Origin of the sequence: Pseudomonas sp. S5D5, assembly GCF_003013355.1 — a bacterium.
GTDB lineage: Bacteria > Pseudomonadota > Gammaproteobacteria > Pseudomonadales > Pseudomonadaceae > Aquipseudomonas > Aquipseudomonas aylmerensis.
In genome coordinates this window covers 3563527-3577483 of record NZ_PTEO01000001.1, presented here as the reverse complement: position 1 = coordinate 3577483, position 13957 = coordinate 3563527, and the positions used below count along the sequence as shown (strand labels likewise).

Here is a 13957-nt window from a genome sequence, read left to right as displayed (position 1 = left end):
CCATTTCAAATGCTTGGAGAAAACGGCCAGCCACGGGCCGTTTTCAGGAATTCGGTTTGCTCTTGAGCTTGCCTAGCAACGCGTCCAGGGACTTCTGATTGAGCGCCTTGGCCAACGGGAAGTCAGACGGCATCAGTGCCCCGGCCTGCGGATCGAGGCAATGTTCCAGCAGCGCCTGCAGGTGCTTGAGCAGTTGCGCAGGCAGGTCGCGATCGGCGTCCGGGTTGACGCTGTGCCAATGCAGGTGCAGCACGCCGTCCTCCAGCCAGGCCACCACTTCACGGGCATGGCTGACGCGGTTACCCAAAGCCACCTCCGACGGCGCCGCCAGCGAGCTGGCACGCAACCAGCCCGGCGAGGTTTGCTCGTGGCCCAAATAGTTGAACAGCACATCACCGCTGGCCGCTGGCAACTCGCCGCGCAGGCGCAGCAAGCCGTGCCCGAGGCCCTGGCCGGGAACGCCGCGCAGGGCTTCCTTGGCCTGGCGCACCCAGTCGCCGGCGGCGCCACGGGCGTTGACGCGCAGCGGGAACAGGGTGGTGAACCAGCCCACGGTGCGGCTGGCATCCAGGCCCTCAAAACCGGCATCGCGGCCGTGGCGCTCGAGGTCGACGACGATGTCCTGGCGCTGTTCGGCTTGCGCCAGGGTGGCGACCAGGGCGGCGATCAACAGCTCTTCCGGTTGGGTCCGGTAGGCGGCGTGGGACTCGGTGAGCCATTGATGAGTCCGTGTGGCATCCCAACGGGCCGACAAGGTCTGGCGCTCGGCCACGGTGGCCTGGGGCCGAGGGTTGGTTGCGACCTGGCTGGCCCAGTAACGCTGCTCCGCGGCGACTTTGCCGGCATGCGCCTGCAGGTGCTCGGCCCATTGGCGATAGGACGTGGTTTTTGCCGGCAGGCTCGTCGGCGTGCCGTTTTCCAGCGCCGCATACAGCTGCTGGAAATCTTCCAGCAGTGGCGTCCAGGAGACGGCGTCGATCACTAGGTGATGCGCAACCAGATATAGGCGTTGCGGATTACCTTCGAGCAAGGCAGCGGCGAACAGCGGGCCATGTTGCAGGTTCAGGCTCTGCGCGACCTGTTGCAACTGGTCCACGTCCGTGACGAGCGTCAAGCGGGCAGACTCGACCGCTGCAATATGGGCTTGCCATTGACCGTCTACTTCGATGAAGCGCAGGCGCAAGGCATCGTGATGGGCGATCAATCGATCCAGGGTGGCCTGTACCACTACCGGCTGCAGCACGCGATCGCTGTCGGCCAGCACCGATTGGTTCCAGTAGGCGGGCTGCGGTTGCTGCTGATCGAAGAACCACTGGTGCAGCGGCATCAACGGCATCGCACCGCTGACTTCTCCTTGCTCGGCCACCGCCCGCAGCGGTGTGATCACCAGCGCCAGGCCCGCAGGTGTCTGGGCGCGGAACAGGTCTTTGGGCGTCAGGGCGTAACCCTGGTCGCGCAGGTGCGAAATCAGCTTCAAACCAAGGATCGAATCACCGCCCAAGGCGAAGAAACTGTCAGCCGTACCGACCACACGCCCAGCCGTGAGGCCGTCGCCGAGCACGTCGCTGAACAGCTGGCAGACCAGGCTTTCCAAGGCGTTACGCGGGGCGACGGATTCGTGTTGGGACTGCGGCAGTGGCAACGCGGCCAGGGCTTTGCGGTCGAGCTTGCCGTTGCTGGTCAGCGGCAGGCTCGGCACTTCGACCCACACCGCTGGCACCATATAGGCTGGCAATTCGGCGCTGAGCACAGCGGTCAGCTCCGACTGCGGCGCCTGGCTGCTGTAGAACGCCACCAGGCGGTTGTCGATAACCAGCGTGCAGGCGCCGGTTATGCCGGGCTGAGCCAGCAGTGCGGCGTCGATTTCGCCCAGTTCGATGCGCTGGCCGCGCAGCTTGACCTGGTGGTCGAGGCGGCCGAGGTAGTCGATATTGCCGTCGGCAAGGAAGCGGCAACGGTCGCCCGTGCGGTACAGGCGCTCACCGTTAACCGTCAGGAAGCGCTCGGCAGTCAGGTCTGCGCGTTTCAAATAACCGCGCGCCACGCCGACACCGCCGATGTACAGCTCGCCGATGCTGCCAATCGGCAACGGTTGTTGGGCTTCATCGAGGATATGCAGGCGCAGGTTGGCGATGGGTTTGCCGATCGGCACGAGCGTGTCGTTGGCCGAGCAACGCCACACCGACACGTCAATCGCCGCTTCGGTTGGGCCATACAGGTTGACCAGCGCGGCGGGGTGTTGGGACATGAACCGCTGCACCAGATCCACCGGCAAGGCTTCGCCGCTGGCAAACACTTGGCGCAGGCTGCGGCAGTGGGTCAGGCTTGGTTCTTCGACAAAGGCGCGCAGCATCGACGGTACGAAGTGCAGGGTGGTGACCTGCTCCTGCTGGATCAACTGGCTCAGGTACGCCGGGTCGCGATGGCCGTCCGGACGCGCAACCACGAGCGTCGCGCCGGTGATCAGCGGCCAGAAGAACTCCCACACCGACACGTCGAAGCTGTACGGGGTTTTTTGCAGCACACGGTCATTCGGGCCAATCGGGAACGCGTCCTGCATCCAGTGCAGACGGTTCATCAGCGCGCCGTGTTCGTTCATCACGCCTTTGGGCTGGCCGGTGGAACCGGAGGTGTAGAGCACGTAGGCGAGGTCGCTGGCTTCCACGCTCAGGGGCTCGCTGTTTTCAGCGGCAGGCAGTGTTTCCAAGGTCCAGGCGACATGGCCAGCGGGTAAATGTGGCAGCCACTGTGATTGAGTCAGCGTCACCTGGGCATCGGCGTCGGCAATCAGGAACGCCAGGCGCGCGGGCGGCAATTCCGGATCCAGCGGCAACCATGCGGCCCCAGCATGCACCACACCGAGCAAAGCCACGACCATGTCCACGGAGCGTTCCATGCACACCGGCACGATCGACTCGCGACCAATCCCGGCGGCGCGCAGCGCTCGGGCAACGGTTTGTGCGCGTTGGTCCAGTTCGGCGTAGCTCAGGCGTTGGCCTTCGAACACCAGCGCGGGCGCGTTCGGCGTCAACGCGGCTTGCTGGCTCAGGGCCGTGTGCAAGTTCGTCGGGCCCGAATATTCGCGCTCGGTGGCATTCCATCGAGCGAGTTGCGCCTGATCCTGCTGCTGCGGGAACAACGCCACCAGCGCACGCTCCGGCGTGGCGATGAGTGCATCCAGCAGCGCACACCATTGCGCGCTCCAGCGCTGCATCGTGGCGGCATCGAACAGTGCCGCCTGGTATTCCAGCGCCAGGGTCATGTCGCTGCCGTCGTCGTGGACTTCCCAACTTTGTTCGAACTTGGCGTCGATGGCGGGCAGAGTCTGTTCTGTGAGTTCAAGGCCCGGCCATTCGCGGCTGTCCATGCGGCCGTGGTTGAGGGAGAACAGCACCTGGAACAACGGCGTGCGGTTCAGGTCACGGCGCTGGGTCACGGCGCCGACCAAGGTGGCGAACGGCAGGTCGGCGTGGGCCTGGGCGGCGCGCAGGTCGGTCTCCAGCGCCGTCAGCAAGGCAGACGCTGGCGCCTGTTGATCGACCTCGCTGCGAATCACCAAGGTATTGACCAGGCAGGCCAGCAGCGCCTGGGTTTGCGGCTGGTCGCGCTGGTCGGCCGGGGTGCCCAGGCGAATATCGCGCTGGCCGCTGTAACGGGCGAGCAGGGCACTCAACGCGCTCGCCAGCACCACATACGGCGTGGTGCTCCGCAGGCGCGCAAAGTGGCGGATCGCGGCGGCGCGCTCGGGGCCCAGGTGGAGGATCAACTGCCCGGCGCGCCGATCCGCTTCGGCGGCGCGTGGTCTGTCCAGGGGCAGGTCGAGTACGTAATCGTCCGTGCCCAGATGATGTTTCCAGTAGTCCAAGCTGGCTTGGCGCCGGGCCTGGGTTTGTGGGTGTTGCTGCCACAGGGCGAAATCAACGTAGTCGAGGTCCAGTGGCGTCCAGTCCGGTGTCTGCCCGCTCAGCCCGGCACGGTAGGCCAGCGCCAGTTCGTCGATCAGCAGTTGCATGGCCCAGCCGTCTGTGGCGCTGTGGTGCAGGCACAGCAGCAGCAGGTTTTCGTCGCTGTCTTGGCGTTGCAGCAACTGTGCACGCCAAGGTGCAGCGGCGGCCAGGTCGAACGGGGCCATCAATTCGGCCTGGGCACGGCTGCACGCGTCATTCCAGGCGTTGGTGGCGACCGAGGTCACCCGCAGCGCAGGGCCTTGCGGATCAATGAGCAACTGCGCTTGGCCGGCGGTTTCTACGATGCGGCTGCGCAGCACCAAGTGCCGCTCGCTGACTTGGTCGAAGGCTTCGCGCAGGGCTGCCAGATCCAGCGTGCCCTTCAAGGTCAGCGCGAACGGCATGTGGTACTCGCGGGACTCCGGCACCAGGCGGCTGAGCATCCAGAAACGATGTTGCGCCAGACCCAGCGGCAACGTTGCCGGACGCGGTTGGGCCGTGATCACCTCAGCGGGCAAGGCGTCGCGCAAGTGGTCGGCCAACGCCGCCACTGTTGGCTGGGCAAACACCACCGCCAACGGCAAGGTGACGCCCAGGCGTTCACGCACCCGGGCCACCAGGCGCGTGGCGAGCAACGAATGGCCGCCGAGGTGGAAGAAGTGGTCGTCGATGCCTACCGAGGGGCATTCCAGCACTTCGCTGAACACGTCGCAGAGCAGGGTTTCGGTGGCGTTGCGCGGCGCCCGATGGGGTTGCTCGCGGGGCGTATCGGGCAAGGTGATCGCGGCCAAGGCCTTGCGGTCGAGCTTGCCGTTGCTGTTGAGCGGCAGGTGGTCAAGTTGCACCAGCAGGCTCGGCAGCATGTACGTGGGCAAGTGCTTGCCGAGGTCGTCGCGCAGGCTCGCTTCATCGGCGTTGCCGCTCCAGAAGGTCACCAGACGCTGGTCCAGCAGCAGGGTGGCCGCGTCGCGCACGCCGGGCTGAGCCAGCAGGGCGGCGTCGATCTCGCCCAGTTCGATGCGCTGGCCACGCAGCTTGACCTGATGGTCGAGGCGGCCGAGGTAATCGATATTGCCGTCGGCAAGGAAGCGGCAACGGTCGCCTGTGCGGTACAGGCGCTCACCGTTAACCATCAGGAAGCGCTCGGCGGTCAGGTCTGCACGTTTGAGGTAACCGCGTGCCACGCCGACACCGCCAATGTACAGCTCGCCGATGCTGCCAATCGGCAACGGTTGTTGGGCCTCATCGAGGATATGCAGGCGCAGGTTGGCGATGGGTTTGCCGATCGGCACGAGCGTGTCGTTGGCCGAGCAACGCCACACCGACACGTCAATCGCCGCTTCGGTTGGGCCATACAGGTTGACCAGCGCGGCGGGGTGTTGGGACATGAACCGCTGCACCAGATCCACCGGCAAGGCTTCGCCGCTGGCAAACACTTGGCGCAGGCTGCGGCAGTGGGTCAGGCTTGGTTCTTCGACAAAGGCGCGCAGCATCGACGGTACGAAGTGCAGGGTGGTGACCTGCTCCTGCTGGATCAACTGGCTCAGGTACGCCGGGTCGCGATGGCCGTCCGGACGCGCAACCACGAGCGTCGCGCCGGTGATCAGCGGCCAGAAGAACTCCCACACCGACACGTCGAAGCTGTACGGGGTTTTTTGCAGCACACGGTCATTCGGGCCAATCGGGAACGCCTCCTGCATCCAGTGCAGACGGTTCATCAGCGCGCCGTGTTCGTTCATCACGCCTTTGGGTTGGCCGGTGGAGCCGGAGGTGTAGAGCACGTAGGCGAGGTCGCTGGCTTCCACGCTCAGGGGCTCGCTGTTTTCAGCGGCAGGCAGTGTTTCCAAGGTCCAGGCGACATGGCCAGCGGGTAAATGTGGCAGCCACTGTGATTGAGTCAGCGTCACCTGGGCATCGGCGTCGGTAATCAGGAACGCCAGGCGCGCGAGCGGCAACTCCGGATCCAGCGGCAACCATGCGGCCCCGGCGTGCACCACGCCGAGCAAAGCCACGACCATGTCGACGGAGCGTTCCATGCACACCGGCACGATCGACTCGCGACCGATGCCCGCCGCGCGCAGGGCTCGGGCAACGGTTTGTGCGCGTTGGTCCAGTTCGGCGTAGCTCAGGCGTTGGCCTTCGAACACCAGCGCGGGCGCGTTGGGCGTCAACGCGGCTTGCTGGCTCAGGGCCGTGTGCAAGTTCGTCGGGCCGGAATATTTGCGCTCGGTAGCGTTCCACGCCCATTGCTGTTGACGCTCTGCGACGGTCAACGGCGACCAGTCACTCAAACGCGTCTGTTGTGCTTGCAGCATGCTTTCGAGCAGGGCTTGCCATTGCGCCAGCCAGCGCTCGGCGGTGGCCTGGGTGAACAATGCGCTACGGTATTCGAGCATTACCGACAGGACCTCGCCGTCATGCACTTCCCAGTTCAGGTCGAACTTGGTGGCGTCGGCCGTCACTGCGCGTTCGCTCACTTGCAGCTGCGGCCACTGGCTGGCAGTGGTGTTGGCGTTCTGCATCACGAACAACACTTGGAACAATGGCGTCTGGCCGAGACTGCGTTCTGGCGCCAGGTGTTCGACCACTTGATCAAACGGCACGTCCTGATGCTGTTGTGCATCCAGTACGGTGTCTCGTACCTGCTCGAGCAAACCGGAAAAATCCAGGCCCGGCGCCAGGTCGGTGCGCATCACCAGGGTGTTGACGAAGCAGCCGATCAGCGGTTGCAACTCGGCCAGTGGGCGCTGGGCTACCGGGCTGCCGAAACGTACGTCGCGCTGGTTTGCGTAGCGCCCCAGCAGCAGTTGCGCGGCGCTGAGCAGCAGCATGTACAGCGTGGCCCCGCGTTGATGTGCGAACTGGCGCAGACGGCCGCTCAGTTCCGCAGGCAGTTGCAAGTGGACGGAGCCGGCACGCGGGTCAAGCACAGGCGGGCGTGGCTGATCGGTGGGCAGTTCCAACTGGTAACTGCCGTCTTCCAGCTGGGTACGCCAGTAGTTCAATTGGCTGTCGAACAGCGCCTGCTGGGCCGGCTCGCGCTGCCAGAGCGCGTAATCCGGGTATTGCAACGCCAGCCCCGGCAGGTTGGCGACGTGGCCCTGGCATTCGGCGCTGTAGCACTGGGCGAGTTCGTCGAGCAGGTTATGGGTGGAAGCGTCGTCCGTCGCGCAATGGTGCAACGTCAGCACCAGCAACGCCTGGTGGTTGCGCGAAAGCAAGGTGGCGCGAATCGGCACCTCGTTGGCCAGGTCAAAGCGCTGCGCGGTGGCGGCCTGGATCGCCGCGTCGGTCAGCTGTTGCCAGCGTTCATCGCTGACGGTATCCCACCGCGCCAGGCCGAGCGTCAGCTCAACCTGCGGCTCAATCACCAACGCCAACTCACCTTCATCCTCACGCACGATGCGACTGCGCAGGATTTCATGGCGCTGGATCACCGTGTTCAAAGCCGATTGCAGCGCTTGCACATTCAACTCGCCGTCGAATTGCACGGCGCTGACCACGTTGTATTCGCTGGCGCCGCTCAGCTGTTCGAGGAACCACAGGCGCTGCTGTTCGAACGACAACGGCAAGTGCGCCGGGCGGGCCGCGGGTACAAAGGTCGCGGCAGGTGTTTGCAGCGGTTGCCCCAACAGCGCAGCCAAGGCCTGCAACGTCGGGTGTTCAAACACCGCGCGCAGCGGCGGGACCGTGGCGAATTGCTGACGCAGTCGGGCAAACAGCACTGCCGCCAGCAACGAATGGCCGCCCAGGTAAAAGAACTGGCTGTCACGCCCAATGGCGCCCAAGGGTACGTTCAGCAGCTCGGCCCACAAGGCCGCCAGCTGGCGCTCGGCGTCGGTGCGCGGCGGATCTTCGGCGTCCGGTTCGGCCTGGATATCCGGCGCGGGCAGGGCCTTGCGATTGAGTTTGCCGTTGTCGGTGAGCGGCAGTTCGTCCAGCACCACAAAGGCCGACGGCACCATGTAGTCGGGCAGCGCAGCGCCCAGGCTGTTGCGCCAGGCATTCACCTCGCAAGGTTGATCGCAAGTGACGTACGCCACCAGGCGCTTGTCGCCTGGCACGTCTTCACGGGCCAGTACCACGGCCTGGCGCACGCCAGGTTGTGCGCCGATCAAGGCTTCGATCTCGCCCAGCTCAACGCGGAAACCACGGATCTTTACTTGGTGATCCATGCGCCCGAGGTATTCCAGCTGGCCGTCGGGCAGCCAGCGCACCAAGTCTCCGGACTTGTACATCCGCGCCTGCGGCAGCGGCGAGAACGGGTCGTTGATAAACACCTTGGCGGTTTGTTCGGCGCGGTTGAGGTAACCCAGGGTCACCCCGGCGCCGCCGATATGCAGCTCGCCGGGCACACCGACAGGCATCGGATTCAAGAACGCGTCCAGCACATAGGTGCGTACGTTGGCGATGGGCCGACCAATGATCGGGCGTTGCGGGAAGTCGTCCACCGCACACCCGGTGGCATCCACGGTGCACTCGGTCGGGCCGTAGGTATTGAAAAAGCGGCTGCCGCTGATCGACGGCAGGCGTTGCCAGAGCTGTGCGTCTACCGCGTCGCCGCCGAACAGCACGAAGCGCGGCAGGTAGGTTTCACCGCGGCGCACGCCGTCGGTTTCGAGCAGGCTCTTGAGTTGCGCCGGGGTGCATTCGAATGCTTCCAGGCGAGTTTCCTGGAAGAACTGCGCCAGGGCGGCAGGGTCGTAGCGCACGTCTTCCGGGGTCAGGTACAGGCTGTGGCCGTCGAGCAGCAGAATCAATTCCGCCACCGAGCTATCAAAGGCGAAGGAATAGTTGAAGCTGGTGCGCATCGGCTGGTCGGTGTAGCGGCGATACAGGCCATGGATCCGCGCCCAGGCCAAGTTGACCACCGATTTTTGGGTGACCAGGGTGCCTTTGGGCTTACCGGTGGAACCCGAGGTGTACATGATGTAGGCCAGGTCATCCGGGCCTGCCAGCGGTGCAGGGTTGCTCTCGGGCTGCGAGGCGAACAGCGCGGCATCGGCGTCCAGGCGCAGGCGTGGCAAGTCGCTGCCCAACTGTTCGAGCAGGCCTTGCTGGCCGAGGAACAGCGCCGGTTGCGCATCGTCGAGCATGTAGGCCAGGCGATCAACCGGGTAGCTCGGGTCCAGCGGCACATAGGCGCCACCGGCCTTGAGAATGCCGAGCAGGCCGACCAACAACTCCAGCGAGCGCTCCACGCACAACGCCACCGGGCGATTGGCGACCACTCCTTGTCCGCGCAGGTAGTGTGCGACTCGGTTGGCGCGGCGGTTCAACTCGGCGTAGCTCAGGCATTGGCCTTCAAAACACAACGCATCGCGCTGCGGCGTGCGTTCGGCTTGTTGCTCAAACAACTGGGCGAACGTCAGGTGCTGCGGCACGTCCATCTCGGTGCGGTTCCACTCGACCACGGTGCGCTGCCATTCGGCCGGCATCAGCAGCGGCAGGGCCGCCACCGGGCGTTGTGGTTCGGCGAGCATCTGTTCCAGCAGGTGTTCCAGGCGAGCGAGTGTCTGGCGCGCGCTGTCCTGGGTGAACAGGTCCAGGGCAAACATCAGCTCCAGCTGAATCGGTGCGTTGGCCGGGCACAGTACGTGCAGGTCCAGGTCGCACTCGGAGTGTTTGAGCGGCGTGTCCAGGGCTTCGAAGGCCAGCCCCGGGAACTGCAGGCGCGACTCCATGGCCAGTTGCTGCGCGACCATCACTTGATACAGCGGCGCATGACTGAGGCTGCGCGGCAGTTGCAGGCTGTCGACCAGTTGTTCGAACGGCAGGTCCTGATGTTGCAGGCCTTCGCGCAGTCGGGAGGCGACCTGAGCGACCACGGCGCTGAAATCGGCCTGTGCGGTGAAGTCCGCGCGGATCGCCAGGTTGTTCAGCAAAATTCCCAACAGACCTTCGGTACCGGGTTGTTCGCGGTGGGTGACCGGTGTGCCGATCAACACGGTGGCGTCGCCGCTCAAACGGTGCATCAGCACCGCAAAACCTGCGAACAGCACGCTGAACGGGGTGGTGCCCAAGCGGCTGGCGAGGGTTTGCACGCGGCCACTCAAGTCGGCACTCAGTTCGCGTTGCACCAGGCCGGCGCGATAGCTCTGCACTGACGGCCGAGGATGGTCGGTGGGCAGGGCCAGCAGCGGGCTGGCGTCACTGTCGCGACGCTCAAGAGTGTGGGTCCAGTAATCGAGTTGGCGCTTGAGTTCAGCACCTTGCAGATGCTCCCGTTGCCACAGGGCAAAATCCGCGTATTGCAGCGGCAAGACCGGCAATTGCGCGGCTGCACCATTGCAGCGGGCTTGATACCCCAAGGCCAGTTCGCGCAGGGCGATGGTGGCCGACCAAGCGTCGGAGACCAGGTGATGCAGCGCGATGCCCAGCACATGTTCGTCCGGCGCGACCTTCAACAGGCGGGCGCGCAACAGCGGCGGTGCGGTCAGGTCGAAGGGCTGTTCAAAGGTAGCTTGCAGTGCGTTGAACTGCGCGCCCTCACGGGCTGTTGCGCCTAAGCCGGAAAAGTCTTCAAACGGGAGCGCAAAGTCCAGGGCTTCGCTGATGTGCTGGCTCGGTACGCCATCCACGCTGCGGATGCCGGTGCGCAGGATTTCATGGCGCACCAGCAAGTCATTCAGGCTGGCGTGCAGTGCTGCAACGTCGAGTTGACCCTTGAGGTGCAGGGCAAACGGGATATTGAACAGCGTGGTGCCGGGCGTCAGTTGCTCGATAAACCACAGGCGTTGTTGCGAGAACGACAGCGGCAACAACGCCGGGCGTGCCTTGGCATGCGGTGTGTCGAGGACGGCGGTCTGCGGTGCAGCGGCTCTTGCCTCACGCTCAGCGATGGCCACGGCCAGCAGCGCGACGGTCGGCTGTTCGAACAGTACACGCAGCGGCAGGTCAAGTTTGAACTGGCTGCGCAAGCGCGCGACGATCTGGGTCGCCAGCAACGAGTGGCCACCAAGGGTGAAGAAGTTGTCTTCCACGCCGACGCTGTCGCGGCCGAGCACCTCGGCCCAAGTCCGGGCGATGGCGGCTTCGCGCTCGTTACGTGGCGCGAGACTTTCACGGGTGCCAGCCTGCCAGTTCAATTGCAGCGCGGCCAAGGCTTTGCGGTCGACCTTGCCGTTGTTGTTCAACGGCAAGCGTTCCATGCATTCGAACGCTGCCGGTACCATGTACGGCGGCAGTTGGGCGCGCAGGTGTTCGCTCAGGCCGGTGCTGCCCAGTGTGTCGTCATGGGCCGACCAGTAGGCCACCAGCCAGGCTTCGCCTACGTTGTTCTCGCGCAGCAATACCGCGGCTTCACGCACGTTGGGGTGTTGGGCCAGGCGGTGTTCAATTTCGGTCAGTTCGATGCGATGGCCGCGCAGTTTCACTTGTTGGTCGCGACGGCCGAGGTACTCGATCACACCGTCGGCACGCCAGCGGCCGAGGTCGCCGGTGCGGTACAGGCGACCCTCGATTTGTGGGTGTTGGATGAACGCTTCGGCGGTGCGCTGCGGATCATGCAGGTAACCCCGGCCGACACCCACGCCGCCGACGCAGATCTCCCCGACCACGCCAATCGGCACCGGGCGCAAGGCCTCATCCATCACGTACAGGCGGTTGTTGGCCGTGGGTTGGCCGATGGGCATGTGGCTGACGTTGGCGTGCGGAGCTTCGGTAATCGGCTGGAATGCCACGTCGTCGGCGCACTCGGCCGGGCCGTAGGCGTTCATCAGCGCGATGTCCGGGAAGCGCGCGAACCAGTCGCGCGCCACGGTCGGCGGCAGCGCTTCCCCCGTGGGCAGCACCCAGCGCAGGTCGGGTAACTGCAAGTCGCACGGGCTTAGCGCGAGCAGGGTGCGCATCAGGCTTGGGACGATTTCCAGCACGTTGAGCCGTTCGCTGGCGAGCACTTGCAGCAGGCGTTGCGGGTCGTGGGCCACTTCATCCGGCAAGATATGCACGGTGGCGCCCAGGACCGGTGCGGCGAGGAATTGCCACACGGAAATATCGAAGGCCACCGAAGCCGTCTGTGGAATGCGGTCGTTGGCGCTGAGCCCCAGGGCCGGGACTTTACCGAAGATGTTATTGAGCATGCCGCGTTGCTCGATCATCACGCCCTTGGGCATACCGGTCGAGCCCGAGGTAAACAGCACGTAGGCCAGGCTGGCCGGGCCGCCGGCCAGCGCCAGTGGTGTGTCGTTGGGTGAGTTCCAGGCAGCCTCGGCGAACAGTGCCGTGGGCGCGTGGTCGAGGCCGCTGAGCAGTTGATCGAGCAGGCCACTGCAACCTTCACTCGCCACCAGCAGCGGGGCGCGGGAGAGGTTGAGGATCTCGCGCAGGCGCTCCGGCGGGTGATTGACCTCCAGCGGCAGCATCGCGGCGCCGGCCTTGAACACGGCGAGCATGCTTGTCAACAACGCCAGGCCTCGGGGGGCGACCAGCGCGACCAACTGATCCTCTGCGGCACCGGCTGCAATCAGCGCATGGGCCAGGCGCGTGGAGCGCTGATCCAGCTCTGCATAGGTCAGGGATTCACCGGCGCAGATCGCGGCGATCTGATCGCCACGCTTGGCAACCTGGGCGGCAAACAGTTCGGCGTAGCTTTTATCCAACGGAAAATCGTGGGGGTTGAGTGCCCACTCGCCGAGCAATTGCTGGCGCTCGTCTGCGGCCAGCAGCTCGAAGCTGCCCAACGGCGCTTCAGGCGCGGCCAGCATGCCGCGCACCAGGCTGGCCAGGTGGCCGAGCAGGCGCTGCACCGTTTCCGCTTCAAACCGTTCGCGGTCGTAGGACACGCGAATGCCCAGTTGCTCGCCGGGCAGAATCACTACGGTCAAGCCGTAGTGGGTGTGCACGCTGTGGTCCATGCCGTCGAGGCTGAACTCAAAACCGCCGTCCAGAATCTGTTCATCGATCGGCGCGTTTTCAAACACCAGGATGCTGTCAAACAAGGTTTCGCCACGGGGGAAGTCGCTCCAACCCTGAATGTCGGTCAGCGGCGTGTGCTCGTAGTCGCGCATCTCGACGTTCAGTCCCTGCAACGCGCTGAGCCAGTCGCCCAGCGTCGCCTGCGGATCGACGCTGACCCGCAGTGGCAGGGTGTTGATGAACAGGCCAATCATCTCGGCGACGCCGGTCAACTCAGCGGGACGCCCCGCCACGGTAACGCCGAAGACCACGTCACGCTGACCGCTGTAGCGTGACAACAGCAATGACCAGACACCCTGGAAAAACGTATTGGGGGTGATCCGGCGGTGACGGCAGAAGGTCGCCAGGGCCTGGGTTTCGTCCTCGCTCAGATGGATCAACTGGTCGGCCACCAGCACCGCGTCGGTGTAGCGGTCGCGGCTCACGCCGTTGTCCACGGTCAGCGGCGTTGGTGCGTTGAGCCCGCGCAACTGACCGCGCCAGAACTGCTCGGCTTTGCCTGCGTCCTGGCGTTGCAGCCATTGAATGTAGTCACGAAACGGGCGTGGGCTTTTGATCTGTGGCGTACGGTCGTTGCACAGCGCCTCGTAGACCTTGAGAAAGTCCACGGTCACCAGGGAAATGCACCAGGCATCCATCAAGATATGGTGAAAGCTGCGAATGAACTCATAGGACTCATCCGCCAGGCGCACCAGGCGGAAGCGAATCAGCGGTGGCTTGGACAGGTTGAAGCCGATTTTCTGCTCATCTTCGAGCACACCGCGAATCCGCGCTTCCTGCTCATGGGGCGCCAGGCCGCGCAAATCGAGGGTGTCCAGCGGCACCTTGACCTCGCGGTGAATCACCTGCACCGGTTGCTTCTGGGTTTTCCACTGGAAGCTGGCACGTAGCGAGGGGTGCAATGCCACGACTTGACGCCAGGACTCAAGGAATGCGCCTTCATCAATGGCCCCACCGATGCGGTAGCGATCCTGCATCAAATAAACGCCGGAGTCTTCATGCAGCAGGGAGTGGAACAACATCCCCTGTTGCAGCGGTGACAGCGGGTAGACATCTTCGATCGGATTGCTGGTGGTCTTGTCGGTGGTCATTCA

The 13957-nt window shown here is 64.6% G+C and carries 1 protein-coding gene; it reads right to left on the bottom strand.

Annotation, left to right across the window (positions count from 1 at the left end):
• Window positions 1-43: 43 nt before the first annotated feature.
• The gene (locus tag C9990_RS16495; RefSeq protein WP_106803965.1) at window positions 44-13954 is read right to left on the bottom strand and encodes a non-ribosomal peptide synthetase; all 13911 of its coding nucleotides are present in this window, start codon (window positions 13952-13954) and stop codon (window positions 44-46) included.
• Window positions 13955-13957 lie beyond the last annotated feature (3 nt).

Bases quoted from the DNA above. Each gene is read 5' to 3' on its own strand.
- C9990_RS16495 (WP_106803965.1), bottom strand. From the start codon at position 13,954: ATGACCACCGACAAGACCACCAGCAATCCGATCGAAGATGTCTACCCG.